This is a genomic window from Marinifilum sp. N1E240 (assembly GCF_009295825.1).
In the GTDB taxonomy this organism is placed as follows: Bacteria; Bacteroidota; Bacteroidia; order Bacteroidales; family Marinifilaceae; genus Marinifilum_A; species Marinifilum_A sediminis.
In genome coordinates, this window is sequence record NZ_WHKF01000002.1 from 988,643 (window position 1) to 1,013,129 (window position 24,487).

16 protein-coding genes are annotated in these 24,487 nt (G+C 35.8%); 12 read left to right on the top strand and 4 right to left on the bottom strand.

The window, feature by feature from the left end:
• The first annotated feature begins 7 nt into the window (after positions 1–7).
• The 5 genes from GCQ56_RS09010 (at position 8) to GCQ56_RS09030 (ending at position 8,194) form a co-directional block, all read left to right on the top strand.
• Positions 8–523, top strand: a complete 516-nt coding sequence (locus GCQ56_RS09010) for a GbsR/MarR family transcriptional regulator (protein WP_152734129.1) — start codon at positions 8–10, stop codon at positions 521–523.
• A gap of 173 nt (positions 524–696) precedes the next feature.
• Positions 697–1,851, top strand: a complete 1,155-nt coding sequence (locus tag GCQ56_RS09015) for an efflux RND transporter periplasmic adaptor subunit (RefSeq protein WP_152734130.1) — start codon at positions 697–699, stop codon at positions 1,849–1,851.
• A gap of 34 nt (positions 1,852–1,885) precedes the next feature.
• A complete protein-coding gene (locus GCQ56_RS09020; RefSeq protein WP_152734131.1) occupies positions 1,886–5,038 on the top strand; it encodes an efflux RND transporter permease subunit in 3,153 nt (1,050 codons plus the stop codon).
• A gap of 11 nt (positions 5,039–5,049) precedes the next feature.
• Entirely contained in the window at positions 5,050–6,462 is a 1,413-nt protein-coding gene (locus tag GCQ56_RS09025; RefSeq protein ID WP_152734132.1) for an efflux transporter outer membrane subunit, read from the top strand.
• Positions 6,463–6,718: 256 nt separating this feature from the next.
• Positions 6,719–8,194, top strand: a complete 1,476-nt coding sequence (locus GCQ56_RS09030) for a serine hydrolase (RefSeq protein WP_152734133.1) — start codon at positions 6,719–6,721, stop codon at positions 8,192–8,194.
• 101 nt (positions 8,195–8,295) lie between these two features.
• Here GCQ56_RS09030 and pepF read toward each other — a convergent pair whose 3' ends face one another.
• From pepF to GCQ56_RS09045, 3 genes are all read right to left on the bottom strand, one after another.
• Entirely contained in the window at positions 8,296–10,188 is a 1,893-nt protein-coding gene (gene pepF / locus GCQ56_RS09035) for an oligoendopeptidase F (RefSeq protein ID WP_152734134.1), read from the bottom strand.
• 213 nt (positions 10,189–10,401) lie between these two features.
• Positions 10,402–11,088, bottom strand: a complete 687-nt coding sequence (locus tag GCQ56_RS09040) for a response regulator transcription factor (RefSeq protein ID WP_152734135.1) — start codon at positions 11,086–11,088, stop codon at positions 10,402–10,404.
• A gap of 2 nt (positions 11,089–11,090) precedes the next feature.
• Positions 11,091–12,542, bottom strand: a complete 1,452-nt coding sequence (locus GCQ56_RS09045) for a cell wall metabolism sensor histidine kinase WalK (RefSeq protein ID WP_152734136.1) — start codon at positions 12,540–12,542, stop codon at positions 11,091–11,093.
• A 199-nt stretch (positions 12,543–12,741) separates the two neighbouring features.
• On the opposite strand from GCQ56_RS09045, the gene GCQ56_RS09050 reads away from it, so the two are divergent.
• From GCQ56_RS09050 to GCQ56_RS09070, 5 genes are all read left to right on the top strand, one after another.
• On the top strand, positions 12,742–13,431 hold the full coding sequence (locus tag GCQ56_RS09050) for a hypothetical protein (protein ID WP_152734137.1): 690 nt from the start codon (positions 12,742–12,744) through the stop codon (positions 13,429–13,431).
• Between the two features lie 89 nt (positions 13,432–13,520).
• Complete coding sequence (locus tag GCQ56_RS09055; protein WP_152734138.1) at positions 13,521–14,384, top strand: ABC transporter ATP-binding protein; 864 nt, start codon at positions 13,521–13,523, stop codon at positions 14,382–14,384.
• 43 nt (positions 14,385–14,427) lie between these two features.
• Positions 14,428–18,051, top strand: a complete 3,624-nt coding sequence (locus tag GCQ56_RS09060) for a M1 family aminopeptidase (protein ID WP_193323749.1) — start codon at positions 14,428–14,430, stop codon at positions 18,049–18,051.
• Positions 18,052–18,409: 358 nt separating this feature from the next.
• A complete protein-coding gene (locus tag GCQ56_RS09065; protein ID WP_152734140.1) occupies positions 18,410–18,982 on the top strand; it encodes a uracil-DNA glycosylase family protein in 573 nt (190 codons plus the stop codon).
• Positions 18,983–19,000: 18 nt separating this feature from the next.
• Entirely contained in the window at positions 19,001–19,798 is a 798-nt protein-coding gene (locus GCQ56_RS09070; RefSeq protein WP_152734141.1) for an endonuclease/exonuclease/phosphatase family protein, read from the top strand.
• Between the two features lie 305 nt (positions 19,799–20,103).
• On the opposite strand, the gene GCQ56_RS09075 is transcribed toward GCQ56_RS09070, so the two are convergent.
• Positions 20,104–20,829, bottom strand: a complete 726-nt coding sequence (locus GCQ56_RS09075; protein WP_152734142.1) for a hypothetical protein — start codon at positions 20,827–20,829, stop codon at positions 20,104–20,106.
• A 916-nt stretch (positions 20,830–21,745) separates the two neighbouring features.
• Between GCQ56_RS09075 and GCQ56_RS09080 the strand changes: the two genes are divergently transcribed.
• The gene (locus GCQ56_RS09080) at positions 21,746–22,852 is read left to right on the top strand and encodes a tyrosine-type recombinase/integrase (protein ID WP_152734143.1); all 1,107 of its coding nucleotides are present in this window, start codon (positions 21,746–21,748) and stop codon (positions 22,850–22,852) included.
• A 765-nt stretch (positions 22,853–23,617) separates the two neighbouring features.
• A complete protein-coding gene (locus GCQ56_RS09085; RefSeq protein WP_152734144.1) occupies positions 23,618–24,205 on the top strand; it encodes a hypothetical protein in 588 nt (195 codons plus the stop codon).
• Positions 24,206–24,487 lie beyond the last annotated feature (282 nt).

Sequence of the window (24,487 nt, forward strand, 5' to 3'; positions counted from 1 at the left end):
GACAAAAATGAAAGATCAAATCGATTTAGAAAATCAAAAAAAATTGCTTGTTGAAAGCTACGGTCTGTTTATGGAAAAGCAAGAAAAGCTCGCTCCTATTGCTGCTCGTATATTTGCAACTTTACTTATTGATAAAGAAAATGGATCTACATTTGAAGAATTGGTTAATTTTCTTGGAGCAAGTAAAAGTACTGTTTCAACAAATTTAAAAACTCTTCAGAAAACTGAAATTATAACCTATCACACAAAACCGGGTGATAGAAAAAAATATTTCACATTAAATCCTGTAGGTTTCTTAGCCAGAATAAATGAGAGTATCAAAATGTATCGCATTGAACAAAAATTATTGATACAGGTTAGAGAATACAAGCAATTAGCCAATCAAACTTCAAAAGATAAAAATTATACCATAGATCACGACATGCCCTATTTGGATTTTTTAACCAATACGATTAATCTGTTAGAACAACTTCATAAAGATATTGAAGCGAAATGTTCTATTTTCGATCACCTGTCTAAATAATTTTGATCAGCTAATTCATTAGTTTTTTAGCTTCCTATGGTTCGTATATATCCGAACTTAAAGAACTAAAATAAATGATGATTAATAAAGATCAAATAATTGTAAATAAATAATCAAAACCAATATCTCACTAGTTCGTTTTCAGTCGAACTTAAAGAACTAAAAATAAAAGAATGAAGAAAAACTATTTATTCGCAGGTATAGCAATCCTCCTACTAGGATCTACCTCATGCAAAAATGGAAACCAACCTCAAGCAGGACATGGTCCAATGCCTTTTCCTGTGCAAACTGTAGAGAAATCGAATGTAACTACATATACAGAATATGCTGCCAATATCGAAGGAGTTCAAAATATCGAGATTAGACCTAAAGTTGATGGATTTATTGATCGAATTTATGTAGATGAAGGAGCCGAAGTAAAAAAAGGTCAATTGCTTTTTAAACTAAGTGCCGAAACTTTAAACCAACAAGTAAATGCCGCTAAAGCCAATATTTCGGTTGCAGAAGCTCAGGTTGTATCAGCACAGGTTGAAGTTGATAAGATAACTCCATTGGTTGAGAAAAATATTGTGAGTTCAGTTCAATTAAAAACTGCAAAAAGCAACCTAAATGCTGCCAATGCGCAATTAGCTGCAGCAAAAGCAGATTACCAAAATGCCAAAGAAAATCAGGATTATACTATAATAAAAAGTCCGGTTGATGGAATGATTGGAAGCATACCTTATAAAGTTGGTAGTTTGGTTGGGAGAACTGAAACCAATCCTTTAACAACAGTTTCTAATATTAAAAATGTGTACGCTTATTTTACACTGAATGAGAAACAATTATTACAATTTAACAGACAGTTAAATGGTAGTAGTGTTAAGGAAAAGATAGAGCAAATGCCAGAGGTAGAGTTGGTTTTAGCAGACGGATCAATTTACGATGAAAAAGGACGAATTGAAACCATTAATGGTATGGTAAATCCTAGGACAGGAAGTATTAGTTACCGAGCAATTTTTCCAAATACAAATCACTTACTAAGAAGTGGTATTAGTGGTAAAGTTAAAATGCCATCTGATGTTAACAACATCGTTTTATTGCCACAGCAGGCTACATTCGAACTACAAGGAAAGAAATTTGTCTACTTGGTGAATAAAGATAACAAAGTACAGTCAAAAGAAGTTATTGTTTCGAATACTACAGATACCCATTTTATTGTAAAAAATGGAGTTCAAGCTGGACAAAAGTTTGTTGTTGATGGATTAATAAAGCTTAGAGAAGGAATGGAAATCATTCCTCAATCAGGTGATAACAACCCTGGTAATGCTGCATTTTCAAAAGAATAAGTAAATTTTTTATTACAATTTTCAAGTAAAAAACATGTTACAGAAATTTATTGAACGGCCGGTACTATCGACCGTAATATCCATACTCATCGTAATTTTGGGGATTTTAGGTCTTTCTTCATTACCTCGAGAACAGTTTCCTGAGATTGCACCTCCAACGGTTCAAATTTCAGCCACTTACCCAGGAGCAAATGCTGAGACCATTTTAAAAAGTGTTGTTGTACCAATCGAAGAAGCAGTAAACGGAGTTGAAAATATGACTTATATGTCATCAACCTCAAGTAACGATGGAACTGCATCAATCAGTGTTTATTTCGAATTGGGAACCAATCCAGATATTGCCGCTGTTAACGTTCAAAACCGTGTTGCTACAGTTAATAGCAAGTTGCCTCAGCAAGTAATTCAATCAGGTGTAACAACCGAAAAGGTACAGAATAGTGTTTTAATGTTCTTTTCGTTGTACACTGATAATGATGATTTCGATGCAACCTTCATCGAAAACTACGCGCGTATCAACCTAATTCCTATGATCAAAAGGGTAAATGGTGTTGGTAGTGCTAATGTATTTGGTTCAAAAGACTATTCAATGAGAATATGGTTGAAACCAGAAAAAATGGCAGCTTACGGCTTAACACCTCAAGATGTTGTAAACGCATTAAATGAACAAAATCTCGAAGCAGCACCAGGAAAATTTGGTGAGAATTCAAATCAGGCATTCGAATATGTTATTCGTTACAAAGGAAAACTTTCAACCCAAAATGAATATGAGAACATTATCTTAAGATCTGAAGGAAATAGTGATTTTCTAAAATTAAAAGATGTGGCAAAAGTCGAATTAGGAGCATTTAATTACGGAACAAAAAACATTACAAATGGAAACCCATCAGTAGCTGTTGCAGTTTATCAAACCTCTGGATCAAATGCTCAGGAAATTATTAAAGAGGTTGTTGAAACACTAGAAAAGGCAAAAAAGGATTTTCCTAAAGGCGTTGACTATGTGATACCATTTAACACAAATGATTTCCTTGAGGCATCCATTAGCAAAGTGGTTAGCACCTTAATTGAGGCATTCCTTCTGGTGTTTCTTGTTGTATTCTTATTCCTACAAGATTTTAGATCAACTTTGATTCCTGCTATTGCAGTTCCCGTAGCTATTATTGGTACATTCTTCTTCCTGAATCTATTTGGATTCTCGATTAACATGTTGACCTTATTTGCGCTGGTGTTAGCCATCGGTATTGTAGTTGATGATGCCATTGTGGTGGTTGAAGCAGTCCATGCTAAACTTGATAATGGAGCGAAGAGTGCTAAAAAAGCAACCATATCTGCTATGAGCGAGATTACTGGTGCTATTATTTCAATAACCTTGGTAATGTCCGCGGTATTTATTCCAGTTTCATTTTTGGAGGGACCAACAGGAGCATTTTACCAACAATTCGCCATTACACTGGCAGTTGCTATTGTAATTTCAGCAATTAATGCATTGACCTTAAGTCCAGCATTATGTGCAATTTTGCTTAAACCTCATGATCCTAGTGAAGAACACAAAAAAGGATTGGCTAATCGTTTTTATACTTCATTTAATACAGGATTCGATGTTGTAACTGAACGTTATACCAACTCTGTTCGTTTTCTGATCCGCAAAAAGTGGTTGTCAGGGGTTATACTTGTAGTATTTATTGCTTTAGCAGGATGGTTCTTTAAAACAACACCAACCGGATTTATTCCAAATGAAGATCAAGGTATCATATTTTGTGACATCACATTACCTCCAGGAAGTACTTTAGATAGAACAACTGAAGTTGCAGGTAGAGTTGAGAAAATCATTAACGAAATTGATGTTGTTCAAGAGAACATGTTTGTAATTGGTTTTAGTTTAATGAGTGGTACAAATGGTGGATCGAAAGCATTTGCGGTAATAAAACTAAAAGAGTGGAATCAGCGTAAAGAAGATCACCAAAAAGTAAATGCCTTAATTGGTCAATTATTTGGAAGAACTGCAGGCATTAACGAAGCCAGAATATTATTCTTCGCCCCTCCTACAGTCCGAGGATTTGGTAATTCTGATGGATTCGAAATGCGTTTGCAAGATAAATCAAACGGTGAGTTTAGCGATTTAATGGCTAAAAGTGGTCAATTCCTAGGAGCATTGAACCAACGACCAGAGATTAAGTATGCAATTACTTCATTCAACACAGGATTTCCACAATATGAAATGGAAGTTAATGTTGAGAAAGTAAAAGAAGCAGGAATATCAGTTAATGGACTATTTTCGACTCTGCAGGGATATTATGGAAGTTGGTATGCTGCCGATTTCAACCGCTTTGGAAAGCAATATCGCGTGATGATTCAGTCTTCACCTGAAGATCGTGAAACCATTGAATCGATGAATAATGTGTTTGTGCGAAATTCACAAAACGAATTGGTTTCTGTAAGCCAGTTTGTGAATATGAAAAAAGTGAATGGACCTGATGTTGTGAACCGATTCAACCTGTTCAACTCTGCGACAATAAACGGAAATGTAAATCCAGGTTATAGTACAGGTGATGCTATTAAAGCAATTCAGGAAGTTGCCGCAGAAACATTACCGGCTACTTATGGATACGAATTCTCAGGAATGACACGTGAGGAACAGAAAGCAGGTAATCAAGCTATTTTGGTATTTGCCTTGAGTTTGATTTTTGTTTACTTCTTGTTAGCCGCACAGTACGAATCTTACATACTGCCATTCTCAATTATTTTATCCTTACCTATCGGGATATTTGGAGCGATATTCTTTGTAAAAACCATTGGTTTGGAAAATAATATTTATTTCCAGGTTGCCTTGATCATGTTGATTGGTTTGCTGGCTAAAAATGCTATTCTTATTGTGGAATTTGCTTTGCAACGTCGCCGACAAGGTATGGAAATTATTCAAGCAGCTGCAGAAGGTGCTAAAGCTCGTTTACGTCCAATCTTGATGACCTCTTTCGCCTTTATTCTTGGTTTAATGCCATTAATGCTAGCAAGTGGCGCTGGTGCAGTTGGTAACCGTTCTATTGGAACCGGTGCTGTTGGAGGCATGTTAATAGGAACCATATTTGGTGTATTTGTAATACCTGCATTTTTTGTGATTTTCCAAATTATTCAGGAAAAAATCACCGGAGCTCCAAAGTTGGAAGAAAACGAATTGGAATCTGCAGAATAATCTAGAGCAAAATGAAGAAAAGATATATAATCATTAGTCTGGTTTTGACAGCATTCAGTCTTCAGTCCTGTTTTGTTGCCAAAAAATATCAGCAACCTGAAATAGAAATTCAAGACCAGTATAGAAATGTATCTACAACTGATTCAAGCACTTTGGCAAGTATGCCATGGAATCAGTTGTTCACCGATACAAAATTAAATGCACTTATTCAGGAGGCTTTGGATTCCAACCTGGATCTGTTAATGGCAGTTGAACGTGTGAATGCCGCTGAAGCCTACTATAAACAAGGTAAAATGGGTTATCTCCCTAGCTTAAATTTAAGTGCTAATGGTGGTAATTACGAATTATCAGACAATAGTCAATCCGGTGTAGCTGCAGGCGGTAATGGACCTAATTACGAGAACTACCAATTAACGGGTACTGTTTCCTGGGAAGCTGACATCTGGGGTAAAATAAGAAGCAATAAAAGAGCGTCACAAGCTTCGTACTTGCAAAGTGAGGCATCGAGAAGAGCTGTTGAAAGTAGCTTGGTTGCCAATATGGCTTCAACCTATTACCAGCTTGTTGCTTTAGATGCTCAGGTTGCTGTTGCCAGTAAAACGGTAACCAATCGTAAGGAAAGTTTAGAAACGATGAAAAGCTTAAAAGAAGCTGGGCAGGTAACCGAAGCTGCCGTAAAGCAAACCGAAGCTCAGTTGTACAGCACACAAATCTTACTGCTTGATTTGGAACAAAATGTTGCCTTACTGGAAAACACTATTTCTCTATTATTAGGAAGAAGTCCTTATTTAATAGACAGAAGTTCTCTGGAGGAGCAAAACATTACAATTGAGTTAAAAACAGGTTTTCCTGCTCAATTGTTGAGAAATCGTCCAGATGTTATGGTGGCTGAATTTGGCTTAATGAATGCCTTTGAATTGACTAATGTAGCCAAAAGCAATTTCTACCCTAGCATTAGCCTTAGTGCAAGCGCAGGTCTTGAGAGTATTAACTTTGATGATTGGTTTGATTCAGGAGCTATCTTCAGCAATGTAGTAGGAAATTTAACCCAACCTCTGTTCAACAAGAGAAAGGTTAGAACACAACACGAGGTTGCAAAGGCACAACAAGCTGAAGCCAGGTACAATTTCAAAAAATCAGTTCTAAATGCAAGTACAGAAGTTTCGGATGCATTGTATACTTATCAGAGTGAAGGAAACAAATTTGAAATCAGAAAACAAGAGCTGAAAGCCTTAACCGATGCTGTAAGCTATTCAGAAGAATTGCTGAATAATGCTTATCAAAACACAACCTATCTGGAGGTGTTAACAGCTAGAAGCAATGCACTTTCTTCTGAAATTAATATGATTGATTCAAAATACAAGCAATTGAACTCCATTGTTAAGCTTTACCTGGCTCTTGGCGGTGGATGGACCAATAACTAAACACATTATTTGTGGGGAAAGTGACCGGATCAAAATAGTGGGATATTTAGATTGAGATTACTTCAATCTTATGATCCGGTCCTACTTTTATTATATTAGCATATCAATTACAGCATCGAAGACTTGGTCTTTGATGCTGTTTTTTTATGGGAAAAATTCATTTTTGCAGAGAGAAAAAAGAGTTGTAAATTGAGGAGTGCTATTCAAAACCACCCTACTCCTTCCCAATTGAGTTTAATTCTTAATTCAATCTAAAATGAAAAAAATTACACACGTACACAAATTCATGTCAATTCTTACAGTTCTATTTTTCTTACTATCCACTTCTCTCCACTCTAACGGACAATCAAAAAAAGAAAAGCTGGATAAGGTACTTGAAAAGTATACTGAATACAGTCAATTTAATGGATCTGTTTTAGTAGCAGAAAATGGTAAAGTGATTTACAAAAAAGGATTTGGCTTAGCCAATATGGAATGGGATATTCCCAACAAAGCAAATACAAAACATCGCCTGGGATCAATCACCAAACAATTCACAGCCATGCTGATTCTTCAACTTAAGGAAGAAGGAAAATTAAAGCTGGATGCGACAATATCTGAATACCTCCCAAACTACTCCAAAACAAATGGAAATAAGGTTACCATTCATCAATTGTTGACTCATACCTCGGGCATTCCCAGCTATACTTCCTATCCTAATTTCTTTAAAGATATGAGTCGAGACTCCTATCAGCCTATGGAATTCACACACTTTTTTGCGGATTCAACACTTCAGTTTCAGCCAGGAGAGAAATTCAGATACAACAACTCTGGATACTTTCTATTGGGCGTGATTATTGAGAAAATAACCGGTAAATCGTACGAAGAAGCATTACAGGAGAGAATTTTCACTCCTCTAAACATGAAGAATTCAGGCTTCGATCACCACAGTACAATCATGAAAAACAGAGCTACTGGCTACGAAAAAAGAGGAGATGGTTTTATCAATGCTCCTTATTTGGATATGTCTCTTCCTTACGCTGCAGGTTCGCTCTACTCCACTGTGGAAGATTTGTATTTATGGGATCAAGCCTTATATACAAACGAATTACTTTCGAAAGAAGGAATGGATCTGTTTTTTGGAGAGCACATGCCCACTGGAAACAGATTTTATGCCTATGGTTGGAGTACTGGCGAGCAAAAAATTGGTAACACAGATAACAAAGTATACAGCATTTCGCATGGAGGAGGTATCAATGGATTCAACACTATTATTTCTCGATTTCCTGAAGATAAACATTTGATTGTATTGCTAAACAATACCGGAGGCACCAATTTAGGAGAAATCAGTAATGCCATAACGGGAATATTGTATGATCTTACTTATGATATGCCTAAAAAATCACTTGCGAAAGCATTATTTGAATTGATTAATAAGAAAGATTTAAATTCTGGTTTAAAGTGGTTCAAGGCTAATAAAGATTCTGAAATCTATGCCTTAAAAGAAAATGAGTTTAACAGGATTGGTTATCAATTTTTACAAATTGGAAAGTTAAAAGAAGCAATTGCTGTATTTAAGATCAATGTAGATCGATTCCCAAAATCGAGCAATGTATACGATAGTTTGGGTGAAGCATTCCTAAAGGATGGACAAAAAGATCTTGCTGTGGTAAATTACAAAAAAGCATTAGAGCTCGATCCTGGCAATAGTAATGCAGAAAAGATAATTGAAGAACTAGAAAACAAAAATTAAAAATTGTAGTAGCAATTGCTGAGTAAGCTCACGTACAACTATCAACATAAAAAAGGCAGCCCATTAGGCTGCCTTTTCAACATATATTTTCAGAAATAATCTTATTTCTCTAGCTTCTCAAGCTCAACAGCTAACTGATCTACCAATTGATCCAATTGATTGATAACAGCTAAAATAGTTTCTGGTTTCGACAAATCAACGCCAGCTTTTTTCAACTGCTCCATTGGGAAATCGTTACCACCCGATTGCAATAAGGTAGTATATCTTTTCAATGCTTCTTTCTTCTCTTTCTTGGTCCCTTCGGTTACATCTTTGTACAATTTAGCCGATGATGCAAAACAAGTTGCATACTGATACACATAGTAAGGTGAATTGTAGAAGTGAGGAATTCTTGTCCATGGGTAGTTTGAGTACTTCGTTTTCTCAGTTACATCGCCATAATATTTGTTTGCGATATCGCCCCAAACTTTAGTTAGGATATCAGCATTTACAGGCTGTCCCTGCTCCACCATAGTGTGAACCTGGTATTCGTAATCAGCAAACATGGTTTGAGCGAAGAATGTTCCAATAATTCCTTCGATTGATTGAGTCAACAATGCAATTCTCTCCTTAGGATTATCTGTATTTTTCATCATGTGATCCAACAACAAACGTTCGTTGAAAGTTGAAGCAACCTCAGCTACGAAAATGGTATAGCCGTGAGTTGCAAATGGCTGATTCTCGTTCGATAAAGTGGTATGCATGGTGTGACCCAACTCGTGAGCTAAGGTAAATACATAGTCTAAAGTTCCATTGTAGTTCAACAACATGTATGGGTGAACACCATAAACACCTGCAGAAAATGCTCCGGATCTCTTACCTGGATTCTCATATACATCTAACCAACCGCTTGAGGTAGCTACTTTCAACTTCTCCTGGTAATCTTTTCCTAATGGAAGAACCGATTCTGTTACAACGTCCACAGCTTCATCATATGGGTAATTTTTGTTGAAATCAGTTAAACTGATAGAACCATCGAATCCGTAGTACTTCTCTAAACCTAAAACTTTCTTACGAAGTTTCACATACTTCTGTACTGGTGCAGTATTCTCTCTTACCGTATTCACAAGATTCAAGTACACATCTTTAGGAATGTTATTTCCTTCCAATTTAGCATCTAAACACGACTCATATTTTCTTGCACGAGCATTCGACCATTCCGACTCAATTACGCCCTGGTAAATGGCAGCATAAGCATTCTTGTTCTTGTAATATACATCGTAAAGAGCCTCATAAGCTTTCTTACGATCTTCCTGATTTAGGTTGTTGGTCACAATTTGTGAGTAAACACCTGGAGTTACTTTTACCTTTTTACCATCTGACAATTCCACTTCCTGAAATTCGATATCAGCAGTTGAAAGCGCAGTAAACACTTTTCCTGCTGTTCCTGAAACCTGAGAATAGAAAGACATCAATTGCTCCATTTCTTCAGTCAACACGTGCTTCTGAAGACGATACATATCCAATAAATCGAATTTGTGATCTTTTAAAGCAGGATTACTTGCAACCCACTCTTTCATAGTAGATTCAGGAATCTGAATCATCTCCGGAGAAATCCATGCTGTAGCAACACCAAACTGTGAGAATAAGATCTGCACTTGTTGTAATTTCGCCTGCAATTCCATATTACGCATATCTACCGTACTCTGGAATGAAACGAATTGGTATACTTTGTAAGCCTTCTTCATTAAATCTTCCTGAATCTTTAACATCTCTGCTAAGTTTTCAGAATTCTCTCCTAATTTACCTTTAAAACTTTGTATTTTTTCCATGTCCTTAGAGATGGCTTTGAAATCAGCTTCCCAAGCTTCCCAATTGGCATAGATATCCGAAAAATTCCACTTGTATTTTGCTGGAATGTCTTCTCTCTTCTCATAATTTACCTGAGCTACAGATTGTACACATGTACAAGCCGCCACAAGTACAAAGACAAAAAATCTTTTAAATTGATTCATTCTTGTGTTCATTTGTTATCGTATTTAAGAATTAAATATTAATTACAGTTGAACAAAAATATGGCTATCACGATTGAATTCATATTGGAAGGACACTTATCTTTAATTTTTTAGATAAGCGTTAAAATAAGACGTTAAGATGGATAATTTATAAGATATATTTACAGTATACTACGCCAAAAAATCATTAATTCTCTTCTTTTTGAGCCAATTTTACAGCATCAACTTGTAGCCGATGCCCCGAATATTCACAATCTGTATATTGGGATCATCTCTCAGATACTTTCTAAGTCGAGTAATAAATACATCCATACTTCGTGCATTAAAAAAGGAATCATCACCCCAAAGCTGATCCAGAACTAATTTGCGTTCCAAAACCTGATTTCTTTTCTCAAAAAGCATCAATAGTACTTGAGCTTCCCGATGTGTCAAGCTCTTTGTCTTATCATTTAATTCGAGGGATTGTTTGATAATATCAAATTTGTATTTCCCAACAAAACAAGTTTCCAATTGACTCTCGTCAGTATTTACAGTTCTTCCTGCCAAAGCCTTAATGCGTACAATTAACTCCTCCATACTGAAAGGCTTCTTCAAATAGTCATTTCCACCCAATTCAAAACCTTCCACTACGTCTTCTGTCTGCGATCGTGCCGTAAGGAAGATAATTGGTGTTTCCCTGTTTACTTTACGATATTCCTTAGCCATGCTAAAGCCATCCATTTTAGGCAACATTACATCAAGAACCAATACATTATATTCATTTGATAAGGCAGCTTTCAAAGCACTTTCCCCATCGGAATAGTAATCCACTTCAAATCCACGACTTTTTAGACTGTCACTCACCACCATTCCTAAGGCTTCTTCGTCTTCTACGAACAATATTTTAATTGTCTTTTTCATGACTAACACGGTAAATTAATTGTAAATGTACTTCCTCTTCCTGCTTCGCTACTTAAACCAATTTTCCCACTATGTTTCTCAATAATGTTTCTTACATAGTGCAAGCCTAAGCCAAATCCTTTAACATTGTGAACATCACCAGTTGGAACACGATAAAACTGATCGAAAACCTTAGCCTGATGTTTCTTATGAATACCATTTCCATTATCACTCACACTAATTTGAATAAAGTCAGGTTTGCGTTGGCATTCAATTTTAATATGAACTGGATTACCTGAATACTTGATACTGTTCTCAATTAAGTTTTGCATCACATTCACCATATGAAAACGATCTACCTTCAATCTCTCCGCTTCCTCATCTATCTTTAGGTCAAAAGAAACTTCCTTCTCTTCCTGTTTCATTTTTTGACTGTTGATGATGTTGTCACAGATTTCACGGAAGTTCAATTCTTCGATATGCATTTGAAGAGGTTCTCTCTCTTCACGAGCCATATTTAAAACCTTCTCTACCAATCCTGATAATCTTCCTAACTCCGTTTGTGAAACAGTAAGATATTTCTGAGTTTTCTCATTATCATCCAAGACACCAAAACTTTGCATGGATTCTACAATGGCTGAAACCGTGGCAATTGGCGTTTTCAATTCATGAGTCATGTTGTTGATGAAATCACTTTTTATTTGCGAAAGTTTCTTCTGTTTAAAAATGGTTAGCAGCATGTAAATAAAACAGCTTAGTACAAACAGTATCAAAAGCAAAGATGCCAGCACACCTGTCAACATTCTTTCCAGTATTACTTCCTGCTCATTCAATATTCTCACTCTCAACCTCTCGTTACCCATAATATCTGTCTGAAAAGATCGAGTCTTCAATGAATTTATCGTATCATAGCTAATGCTTGTGGAACTTACAAAAGTGGAATCTTGCCTGGTTAATTGTTCTATATTATAAGGCAATTCAATTTCCCTATCCAATAACTCATTGGTAAACAAAGAATCAATCCTTTGGATATTTGCCTTAAATCCACCACTCATTTCACTGGAAAGCATAGAAGCCACCATCTCCTTAATTCTAAATTCGAATTTTTCAGGAATAGAGTCAATATTATCTCCCGAAACACCAACCGAATTTATGTGCATGGTAAACTCTGCCCTTCCAGAATCCTGACTATTGAAAACTTTATTTAATAGAGAATCCATTTTCACATTTGGAATCGAATCTTTCTTCACTGTCATTACCGCAGCATTCTCGCCTCTAAAAATGATTTCTGCCTGACCGTTCATTCGCTCATTCATTTCCACCTTCACACTTTTTTCCAAAGCCAGGTTCAATTCTTTTTGCAATTGTTCCTTATTAATTTGATAGGATTGCCTAATCCAATATACCTGAAGTAATACAACTCCTAACATGGATACAAAAACTAAAATCAGAATTATGCGAATGCGTTTTATCATAGTGATTTTATATAATTATTTTAATTTCTCAGCACTAAAGTACAACTAATCTTCTTCATTTTCCAAGCCTTCACCCCACCGTTAACACACGTTAACAGTAGATAACAGAGCATTAACCTAGTTTCTGTTCATCACCCGATACATTTGTTGATGTGATCAATAAAAAAACATTCAATTCAACATTTAAAATATTTGAAACATGAAGAAAATTATCCTATCAACCCTAGTATTACTTTTAATAGTCAACTTCGTATCTGCACAAAAGCAAGGCACAATTGTTTACGAACAAAGCATTAACCTACACAAAAGTCTGAGTCCAAAACAACAAGCACTTAAGGCGATGATTCCTGAAACCACTACAAAAAAAATTCAGTTCATTTTTAATGAAGAGAAAGGATGCTTAAAAAATCTGCCAACAGATTCGCCCAAAGGCATGGTAATTAATGTAGGCGGATCGGATAAACCAACCTGGATCAATTTTCAAAAAGAAATATATCGAAAATACATTGATATAGATGATGAACTCTACCATACAGAAAATACAATAGATGTTGACGATGCCAAACCTACGGGCAATAGCAAAAAAATCCTAAACTTTGCTTGCGATGAATACAAAAGCGCAGATGACTCCTATAGCTTTTGGGTAAGCAAGGAGTTGCCAAAACACCTAACACCAATGGTACCCTTATTTCTCGACGGAGCCATTTTAGCCATTGAAAATGAGAAGATAAGCTTTTTAGCCATATCCTTTTCACAGGAAATTGATACCAGGCAACTCATTCCTCTTGAATCAGAAGAAATCACTTCCGAACAATTCGAGGATCTTCAGGAAGAGCAATTGAATGAAATGAAAGCCATGGGCGGAAAAGTAATGAAAATGGAAAACTAAGCAGTTAGCAGTTAGCAGTTAGCAGTTAGCAGTTAGCAGTTACAAAGTTCGGTAAACACTCTTGTAGTAACAATCAAAACACACATAATATGGAATTAAGCATAAACAATATATCAAAGACCTACCCTAATGGAGTAAAGGCATTAAACAATTTAAACCTGACAATTGGAAACGGCATGTTCGGTCTATTGGGACCAAACGGAGCTGGAAAATCCTCTCTCATGCGCACCATAGCAACTCTTCAGGATCCCGATGAAGGAATCATCACTTTTAATGGTATGGATGTGATCAAAGAAAAGGATGCGATTAAAAAGGTACTGGGTTATCTTCCACAGGATTTTGGTGTCTACCCACGCATTAGCGCTCAGGAGTTGCTTACTCACTTTGCGGTTTTAAAAGGCATTCATATCAAATCGGAACGCCAGGAGATGGTTGAGTTTCTTTTGAATCAGGTAAACCTGTACAAGGACAGAAAGAAAAGCGTTCACACCTTTAGTGGAGGTATGAAGCAACGTTTTGGAATTGCCCTTGCTCTTCTGGGGAAACCCGAATTGATTATTGTAGATGAACCAACCGCAGGCTTGGATCCAGCCGAACGCAACCGATTCAACAACCTATTAAGCGAAATTAGTGAAGATAAGGTCGTTATTCTTTCCACTCACATTGTAGATGACGTAAAAGACCTGTGCAATGATATGGCTATTATCAATCATGGAGAAGTATTGGTAAACGGTCGTCCATCGGATTTGATTCAGGAATTGAATGGTAAAATCTGGGAGAAGCGAATTAGCAAGCAGCAAATTGAAGAATACCAAGCCAGTTATCAACTGATTACCTCTCATTTGAACGAAGGCAAGCCATTAATTCACATTCTGCAAGAGGAGCATCCCGATAATGGATTTTCGAATGTCTCACCAGACCTGGAGGATGTCTATTTCTCGGCTATTAAATAAGCAGATACAAATTGCTTTATTCTTCATTAAAAAACAAAACACAATGTTCTACGAAATATTCCGCTTCGAAATAAAACGAGCTTTAAGTCGTCCTGCAGTCTACATCTACTGGGCTATCCTCTTCCTGATCGCATTTGCCATTGTAAATGCTGCCGGTGGTGCCATTGATGGAATCAACATCCAATTTGCAGGTGATAATGTTTACATCAATGCACCTGGAGTTGTTGATATCTTCTTGGGTACTTTCTCCTATCTGGGCATCTTTTTGGTAGCTGCCATTTGCGCCAGTGTAGTTCTGAAAGATTACCAGTACAACACACTGGAACTAATGTACAGCACTCCATTGCAAAAGGGAAATTATTTGTTTGGTCGATTTACTGCAGCTTATGTCCTAAGTATTTTTGCTTTTACCGGTGCAGGTATAGGTTTTTATATTGGCAGTTTGATGCCCTATTTAAATCAGTCTTATATGGGACCCAATGAGTGGGCGACCTATATCCATCCCTATTTGACTCGCATCCTTCCAAATGTATTCTTTGTAAGTGCAATATTTTTCTCACTAAGCATCCTCCTGCGCAATGCTGTAGTGAACTGGATTTCCATTCTTGCACTCTATATTCTTTATGGAGTTGCCATGAGTCTTTTCAGAGATTTGGAAAGTCAAACACTGGCATCTCTTCTTGATCCCTTTGGAATTGCTGCATCTTTAAAAGTGACCACAGGCAACTCCGCCTCTGACATGAATGAAACCGGAGCTACACTTCAAAATGTATTTCTTTACAACAGGATGCTTTGGGTAGGCTTAGGAGTCCTATTGATTGCATTCACATATTTTCGTTTCAGATTGGTTTACAATCTGCGTCATTTTCAGCTGCTAAAGAAAAAGAATACTGAGGCTGAAAGCCAGGCAAATGATGAACATATCATTACCAAATTACCAGAAATTTCTCAAGTTCAGAATAAGCTGCAAAGTCTATGGCAATTGACTCGTTTCGAAACCCGAAAACTTTTTGGAAGTGCCTATTTCTGGTTGATCTCCTTAATTGTTGTCATCTTCTTATTCGTGGCATCAAAAGGCATAGGTAAAATATACGATACCAATACCTATCCGGTGACTTACCAGGTGCTACAAATATTTGGAGGTAGCATTCAACTGTTTATTTTTATCATTGTCCTCTTATTTTCTGGAGAAATGATTTGGCGCGATCGTGATAAAAAAGTCCATGAAATATTCCAAACCTATCCGCTTCCTCGTTGGGTAAGTCTGGCAAGTAAATTCATAGCCTTAGTAAGTGGAATAACATTCATTAAATTACTATTGATTATCTGTGGCGTAATCGTTCAGAGTATGGCAGGATACTATAAATATGAATTGTCCTTGTATTTTATATCTGAATTTGGCATCAACTTCGTGGATACATTTCTACTAATGGCATTGGCATTCCTGGTTCATATCGTAGTCAACAACAAATATCTTGGCTATGTACTTATTGTTCTTTATTGGGTTTTAGATCAGTATTTTGCCGCCCTTATTTTAAAGCATCCTTTGCTAATTTACGGTTCTGGTCCACATGTTAGCTATTCTGATATGAATGGATATGGCTTTGAGCTCCTTCCTTACTGGATATTTAAATTCTATTGGTTGCTTATTGCAGGAGTCTTGATCGTTTTTGCCAACCAGTTATTGGTAAGTCAGACCGAAAACGATTGGCGCACCCGTTTTGAACTATTGAAACAACGATTTACAGGAAATGCCAGCAAAGGTATTCTTGCTTTAGGAATTGCTAGTCTTCTAATGGGATCTTACATTTTTTACAATACCAATATCAAAGGCGATTTTCAAACCCCTTATCAGAGAGAGCTGGAAACTGTGCGCTATGAGAAAGAGTACAAAAGGTATGAGAATATCCAACAACCTAAAATAACAGATGTTTTACTACAAGCAGATCTTTATCCTGAGAGTGGAGATTTTCATGCTAATGGTACATTTACCATGCAAAACCTGAGTTCTTCTCCAATTGATCTGATTTATATCAACTCAAATAAATTTATACAAAGTTTGGAACTGAACCAAAAGGCAGAGCTAATTACTAGCGACGAGGAGTTGCACATTAAAATATATCAGCTGTCGCAGGCATTACAGCCAAATGAGAGACTAAAGTTAAATTTTTCTTTTGAAGGAATGAATGATGGATTCACCATGAATGGCGCCAATAATATTTGCCAAAAGAACGGGACATTCCTATACAATTCTCTCTTCCCCTCGATTGGATACAAAGCCGATGGAGAACTGGCAGACAAGAGAACCCGAGAAAAACACAATCTGCCTGAACGTGAAATTGTAAGAAGCATTGATGATCCGAATGGAATACAGCAACATTTTATCTCCGATGATTCACATTTCATCAATTTTGAGGCAGTTGTTAGTACTTCATCCGATCAGACGGCTTTAACCCCCGGTAAATTGGTTACATCCTGGCAAGAAGAAGGACGAAACTATTACCATTACAAATCGGAACATCCCATGATCAATTACTATGCTATTCTATCGGGAAAATATGAAGTAAAAACAGATCAATGGAAAGATGAGAAGGGTAAATTGGTGGATTTAAGCATCTATTATCACAAAGGGCATGAGTACAATTTGGACAATATGATGAATGGAATTAAAATTTCGCTAGACACCTATACCCAATGCTATTCGCCTTATCAGTTCGACCAGTTAAGAATTGTTGAGTTCCCTAGATATTCCAGCTATGCCCAATCCTTCCCCAACATGATTCCCTTTTCGGAAGGCATTGGTTTTATTGCCGATTTACGAGATTTAAACAAAGAAGAACTAAGCAATAATGAAAAGATTATAGATTATCCATTCTTTGTAACAGCTCATGAGATGGCACATCAGTGGTGGGCGCATCAGGTAGCTGCAGCCGATGTGGAAGGATCACAAATGTTAATGGAATCTATTACACAATACAGTGCTCTGCAATGCATGAGAACTTATTTCGATAAGGAAAGAATGAACAAGTTCTTTAAAAATGAACTCTTCAGATATGTTAGCTCTCGAAAAAATGAAGATCGTGGAGAAAGACCTTTGGCTAGAGTAGCTCCCTACCAACAGAGCACTTACTATCAGAAAGGTGCTTTGGCAATGAATGCACTTGGCAACTATTTGGGCGAAGACAAGTTTATGAATGTACTAAGTAATTTTTTGAAAGATTATGCTTTTAAAGGAGCCCCATATCCTACAAGTAAAGATTTAATTGGCAGAATAAAAGCAGAAACACCCGATAGCTTGCAGTATTTTGTGGAAGATGTACTGGAGAAAATTACCCTTTATAAAACCAAAATAGATTCTGTTAGCTATACACGAAACAAGGATTTTACCTATACCGTTGATGCTATTATCGACATAGAAAAATACTATGTGAACGAAAAGGGTGAAGAAAGCCCAGCAGATTGCAACGACTATATTGGAGTTGGAGCTTTTAACTCTAAAAACAAGGAGTTATACAATCGAAAAATAAAATTAAAATCAGGTAAAAATAAAATACAATTTAGCGTGAAACGAAAACCAAATACGCTCCTGGTCGATCCTGATTACATGATTATAACCAAAGATTGGATGCGCCAGCCATCAGAAATCGATAAAAAGAAAAAGGTGTAAATTACAATTGATGAGGACTTCTATTAAAAAGGGAGTCCTCATTTTCTTTCAATTCAATTTTCCTGAAACAATCTTAGCCTTCCAACCAAAGAAATCTAAACCAATATCACTACTATTGTATTGGAACAATTTGTGCTGTGCACTCAACCCATACAAATTTCAATCTTTATCACCCATTAATTTGACTCCTTCGGAGTCAGATGTTTATAGCTGATATTATCTATAAGCATACGACCCTAAATGGGTCGAATCTATTCTTCCTTCCTGTTACATCTATTCTATTATTGATCAGCACGTAAAAATTATGTATTTTCGATTCCCTGATACAATGAACTGTTGATTTGGAAGAGAGTGTAAAATGAAACAACTAATACAAGACATAAAAAAATGCAGAATTTGCGAATCGAGTTTGCCTCTAGATCCCAAACCCATTTTTACTGCTCATTCTAAAAGTAAAATTGTAATCATAGGTCAGGCACCAGGATTGGCTGCCCACAACACCGGAATTCCCTGGGATGATAAGAGTGGTGAAAATTTAAAGAAATGGATGGGAATTGATGATGCCACCTTCTACGATCCTGAAAAGATTGCTTTAATACCTATGGGCTTTTGTTATCCCGGAAGGGGAAAATCGGGAGATATTCCACCACGAAAAGAGTGTGCCCCACAATGGCACAAGCTACTTTTAAATCAACTAAACAAAGTGGAATTGATCGTATTAATAGGCAAGCATGCACAAGATTATTACCTGAAAGAACAAGTGAAAAAGAATCTGACCACAAGGGTTGAAAATTACAAAAGCTATTTGCCCAAATACTTTGTTCTGCCCCACCCATCGCCACGAAATAACATTTGGATGGCAAAAAATGAATGGTTTATAAAGGAAGTGATTCCTGCATTACAATTAAAAATACAAGACATACTTAAATAACAAACTCAAATCCATAAAATGAAATTGAAAACAAAACTTCTTCTTCTGGCACTTCTCCTAAATGCCTCGGTACATGCTCAATCGAAATCAGATGGCAATAAAATTGTGAAAGTCCTTAGTTTTAACATACTGCATGGGGCTACTACAAAAGGTGATTTTAATTTAGATGTAATTGCAAAGGTGATAAAAGATGCAGATGCCGATTTCGTAGCCATGCAAGAGGTAGATTTTAAAACCCAAAGAGCCAAAAAATATGACTTAACCACAGAACTGGCCTACCGAACAAAAATGATTCCTCTGTTTGCCAGAGCCATGCATTACGATGGTGGCGAATATGGGGAAGGAATACTATCGAAACACACATTTTTAAGCACGCGAAATCTTGCTCTACCCTATTCGCCAGGCAATGAACCTCGTTCTGCATTGGAAATTGTTTGTACCCTTGATTCCAATGATACCATAGCATTTATTGGAACTCACCTCGATCATTTAGAAGATGAAACCGATCGCCTTTCGCAAGCCAATAAAATAAATGAACTATTCAAAGCCAATGCCTATCCAACTATTTTGGCGGGAGATTTAAATGCCGTTCCCGGAAGTGCCACCATAAATACTTTGGAAGAAATGTGGACGGCGAGTTACGATAAGGAACATGTGGAATTCACTTATCCATCGGGCACACCTAATCAGAAAATCGACTATGTACTATTTTATCCGAAGAACAGATGGAAAGTATTGAAAACTCAGGTGATTAATGATACCATAGCCTCTGATCATTGTGCTTATTTGGTAACGCTTGAACTTCTCGATGAGTAAGTTACTATTGTAGGGAATAAATCGGGAAAAGGAATTGTTAAAACTACTCAATACTACTACTGATTATGCTGATGAAGCAGTTATTGCCATAAAGAAATTGTTAAAGCAAAATTACGAGTAGATTATAGGTTTAGAATTGCATAGCAAGTTCTCATTTGTTAGCTTTACAAAACAATGGCTCCATTGTCTTTCGCGGCATGTGTAAAATAGTTTACAGACATTTGACACACATGCATTAAAAGATCAACAGAGCACATTGTTACTTAGTGATAGTGAATCTTTGGGATTACATGCCCATGGGTTCACTATTCATTTTCAACAACTTCACTTTCAACTTCTGCTTCAGGTTCACCCTTCAGGTATCGGTATTCGAAACCATAAGTTCGCATTATTCTACGTTGATTCGATTCTGTTTCCTTTCTTAAGGCAAATTGCAAATGATCCGCAATATCCTTTATTAATGTATCAACCGGAATACGCATACTACTCACTTCCTTCTGAAAGATATTATAGCTACGATCTGCAGGAGCAATGTCATCCCTCTCCTTCTGTGCTACTAATAACTTCTCTTCCACTTCAGCAGCGCTAGGATTTTCCATGGCAGGATAAGAATTGGCAACCAGACTAGCATCACCCTTTACAATATGAGTTGCAGCAGCCAAAATCTCCTTCTCATTGTTTAGATTCGGAATATCACCCGATAATGGTAAACCCAGTTTGGTAAACACTTCAGCAGGCTGATCTAATCGAATGGCTCTACGTTTTGCTACAACCCAAAAATCGCGGACGTAAACATGCAAAATGTCTACACTTTGATTCTTTTCGCGAACTTCCTTTTCTTTATCCGATAAACTGGTTTTAAGTTTTTCAAATAAAAGGTTAAATTCAGGCTTCAATCGTAATAACTCACTAACTACCAACTCTGGCAGATAAATAACACCAAGCTCTTTGTCTTTTTCTGTGGTGTTTGAGCACTGATTTAAAAAATCATTTCTTTTCAAATCAGATTTAGGATATTCCAAGTATGGCATATCTTCAATTTTATTGGTTAAACAATTGGAGTAAATTCTATACTCCCTTACTATTTCACACTTAAATGATGTATGTTAACATCGAAAATTTCACTTTACAAGTTTCAGAAATACAATTGGCTATAAAAAGTGCTTATTCCTGGTGTAGAAAATCAACTATCAGAAAACTGGGAAGACATTTTCGGTGCCGGAAACTCATCACCAGAAAACTGGAGAGGCATTTTCGGTGCCGGAAACCCACCATCAGAAAACTGGGAAGGCATTTTCGGGACCGGAAATACATCACCAGAAAACTGGGAGACCATTTTCAGTGCCGGAAACACTTCGCAGGAAAATACGAAAGGTATTTTCGATGTCGGAAACACATCGCGGGAAAATTCAAAGAGTACCTTCAGAGCTTTATTGGCAGGGCTTACAGTCGTTTTCTGTATATAATTCCTAAAAAAAGCTTTATCAAATTGTAAAGCTACATTTGCTTTTAGCGAAAAAGAATACGCCTTTGTAAAAATTTTTGTTGATCAACTTGAATTAATGCCAGCTGATTCACAGTATAAATTAAAGTGTAGTTTCATATTTGTTGATATTGATGATTAGTCCTATCCCCTCTTTTCAACAAATGATTTCTTCGAAATCTAGATTTAAGTTAAGAAATGCATTTAATTCTACAAAACACTTTTCTTATTTTTTTGTTCATATCATGCTCTACCTCTTGAAAATACAGGCATAGTTTTACAATTTTTTTTATGATTTCTTTTTTCGATAAGCAGTAATAGCTAAAAATCTACATTATTAACATTTAAAACACAGAAGAATCTTATTTTAAGGTGATTTGTAATTTTAATTAAGGATAACAAGCAATTATTTTGTTTACTGATTTAGCTTTTGTAATTTCATGAACATTATTCCTGTAAAGTAAATGGGCACACAAATAAAACTCTCATCGGATCATCATAGAGGCAAGAAAGTTGTTTTGTTGCAGTTTGAGTACAATTCTCAAATTGTAAACTTGTTAAAGCAGCATTTTCCTGTCCGTTGGAGTCAAACAAAAAAATGCTGGTGGATTGCCAGACGGGAGTTTGATTTTAAAATGTTTAAACAAGTATTTGCCGAATATGATATAATAGCAATTGCTCATGAACCATTAAGAATTCAGAAGCAAAACAAGAAACTAAATAAACAAATAAGCTTACCCAAAGGCTATTTGGAGAAATTAGAAAGACTTAGATATAGCGAGAGTACTATAAGAACTTATTCGAAATACATGAGAGATTTTTGTACTGTATTTAAGGATGCTAATCTTTCAGAAATAGGTATTGACGAAATTAATGAATACTTACATCATCAGGTACAAAATGACATTATTTCGATAAGCCAACAAAACCAATTGATTAATGCAATTAAGTTTTATTACGAAAAAGTACTTGGAAAAAGCAAAGAATACTATAATTTAGAAAGACCTCGAACACAAAAACAATTACCTAAAGTTCTTAGTAAAAAAGAAGTTATTTCAATAATTAAACAATGTAGGAACATTAAGCACAGGTGTATTTTATCATTAATTTATTCTGCAGGTCTCAGACGTAAAGAACTTATTAATCTGGAGATTACTGATATAATTTCTGAACGCAATCAGATAAGAATATACCAAGCTAAAGGTAATAAGGACCGTTACTCCATTTTGTCACCTCATTTACTTATTGAACTCCGTGAATATTACAAAAAATACAAGCCTGAAAAATGGCTATTTGAAGGTCGCGAACCAGCCTCACAATATAGTGCAACCAGCATACGTAATATTTTGAATTACGCTAGTCAAAAAGCAAATATAAAGAGAAGAATAACTCCGCACATGTTACGACATTCTTTTGCAACACACTTGCTTGAACAAGGTGTTGACTTAAGATATATTCAGGTACTTTTAGGACATAGTTCTTCAAAAACAACCGAAATTTATACACACGTTTCTAATCAGGAAATTCGTAAAATTGTAAACCCACTTGATGAACTATGGAATACGACTTAAAATAAAAAAGTGCACAATATTGACCTATATGGTATGTATTGTGCACTTTTAATAACGATATATTAAAAATATATGCACTTATAGTGCACATACTAACAAGTTATGTACAATTAAAGCTCTTTATGAAGAGATAAAACCCTCTTTATTTACGGCTGAGATGATACAAAAATGGAAAGTTCCTTAAGGCGTAAAAGGACAAGAAAGGCAATGGAAGGCATTGTTCAAGTCTTATGCGGTGCTACCGTGAAAGATCGCTCTTTCAAACGACGAGTATCGTTAACTAAGACTTGGATAAGTTACTGTTTTTCAGGATCAATGTCAAGAGTAGAATGAAATTCGACTTTGATAAACAGTTACTTACACTTGTTCTTTTAAGAAAGGAACTTGGTGTATTGAGTTCTTGTTTTGTATTAAGGACTCAGCCATTTCCAGTTTGATATGACGCTGCCTTAGACAAATCTAAAGCGCATAAGATCAAACTAAATCAAGGTGTTTAGAAAGGAATAAAGAGTTTAACAGTGCCTTTTATCTGTTTTAGAGGGGGAATGAAATTCCTAAAACAGACCTGTTTTTAAGAGCCTGATTCAGGAGGTGTGCAACAAATAGGCTTTAAAAATAAAAGTACATAACAAGAGCTAAATTTTATTGGGGTTAAAGTACTTAATCATGCTTTCTATCTCTTAGAAAACTATAAATGAGAGATAGAAAAATGGTTTTAATCCCCAACAAAACTTAGCAATAACCGTTACCACCAATTTAGGAGAAATGAACTATTTTAAAATACAACCTGATAATCTTACGAACAAAGAAAAGAAGGTAACCTATTTTCTTTTAATTATATGCTTGATAATAGCTGTTGTATTCTTCGGAATTATTAAAAAAAATCACAACTATGAATCGGCTATTAGAAAAGGAAAAGATTTTATTAGTACTGAATGTGAAATTATAGGTTATGGAGCGAAATTTAATAGTTCAATTTTTAAATATAATTATCGTGGTGAAAAATATAATTCTAGACAACACAATACGGACGACTTACAAATTGGAGAAAAATATCGGGGACGACTTAATAAGAATGAACCAGAAGTGGCTATTATGCTATTGAATGAACCTGTAATTGACACATCTAAATACAAAAAAACAATTGCGCGAATTAAGAAAATAGAACCTAAGAAATATGATCTTAATTTGGTAACTTATCTTTATGAAATTAACAATCAAAAGTATTCTAGAACAGAATTCATGAATAAGTTTTTCAAATGGAAAAAAGGTGAAAATGTTTCAATACTTTATAAAATAAATAATCCAAAAATTTCATACATAGAAAAGGAAACAGGTGGTAACAAAAGCTAAATTTCAAGGGCGGTGACGCTCAACTTGATAATAAAACAAAACTTTAAACGGTAGCGGCTTTGATAAGGCGGTAGTTTCAAATCGCCCTCATAATTTAGCCAAACCGTCAGACTGTCTAAAAACCTTGATAAGTTGTTGATAAGTAAGCATGCTTGTATTTGATAGATTTTCAGCACTTTGTTATCTTATAGTATGAGATTTATACAAGGACAAGACAGAACACAAACTCATCTTTTTCCCATCTCATTAGACCAATCAATTGCTAAAGACAATGAAGTTCGT

Coding starts and splice junctions, on each gene's coding strand:
- GCQ56_RS09010 (WP_152734129.1), top strand. CDS start 8: ATGAAAGATCAAATCGATTTAGAAAATCAAAAAAAATTGCTTGTTGAA.
- GCQ56_RS09015 (WP_152734130.1), top strand. CDS start 697: ATGAAGAAAAACTATTTATTCGCAGGTATAGCAATCCTCCTACTAGGA.
- GCQ56_RS09020 (WP_152734131.1), top strand. CDS start 1,886: ATGTTACAGAAATTTATTGAACGGCCGGTACTATCGACCGTAATATCC.
- GCQ56_RS09025 (WP_152734132.1), top strand. CDS start 5,050: ATGAAGAAAAGATATATAATCATTAGTCTGGTTTTGACAGCATTCAGT.
- GCQ56_RS09030 (WP_152734133.1), top strand. CDS start 6,719: ATGAAAAAAATTACACACGTACACAAATTCATGTCAATTCTTACAGTT.
- pepF (WP_152734134.1), bottom strand. CDS start 10,188: ATGAATCAATTTAAAAGATTTTTTGTCTTTGTACTTGTGGCGGCTTGT.
- GCQ56_RS09040 (WP_152734135.1), bottom strand. CDS start 11,088: ATGAAAAAGACAATTAAAATATTGTTCGTAGAAGACGAAGAAGCCTTA.
- GCQ56_RS09045 (WP_152734136.1), bottom strand. CDS start 12,542: ATGATAAAACGCATTCGCATAATTCTGATTTTAGTTTTTGTATCCATG.
- GCQ56_RS09050 (WP_152734137.1), top strand. CDS start 12,742: ATGAAGAAAATTATCCTATCAACCCTAGTATTACTTTTAATAGTCAAC.
- GCQ56_RS09055 (WP_152734138.1), top strand. CDS start 13,521: ATGGAATTAAGCATAAACAATATATCAAAGACCTACCCTAATGGAGTA.
- GCQ56_RS09060 (WP_193323749.1), top strand. CDS start 14,428: ATGTTCTACGAAATATTCCGCTTCGAAATAAAACGAGCTTTAAGTCGT.
- GCQ56_RS09065 (WP_152734140.1), top strand. CDS start 18,410: ATGAAACAACTAATACAAGACATAAAAAAATGCAGAATTTGCGAATCG.
- GCQ56_RS09070 (WP_152734141.1), top strand. CDS start 19,001: ATGAAATTGAAAACAAAACTTCTTCTTCTGGCACTTCTCCTAAATGCC.
- GCQ56_RS09075 (WP_152734142.1), bottom strand. CDS start 20,829: ATGCCATACTTGGAATATCCTAAATCTGATTTGAAAAGAAATGATTTT.
- GCQ56_RS09080 (WP_152734143.1), top strand. CDS start 21,746: ATGGGCACACAAATAAAACTCTCATCGGATCATCATAGAGGCAAGAAA.
- GCQ56_RS09085 (WP_152734144.1), top strand. CDS start 23,618: ATGAACTATTTTAAAATACAACCTGATAATCTTACGAACAAAGAAAAG.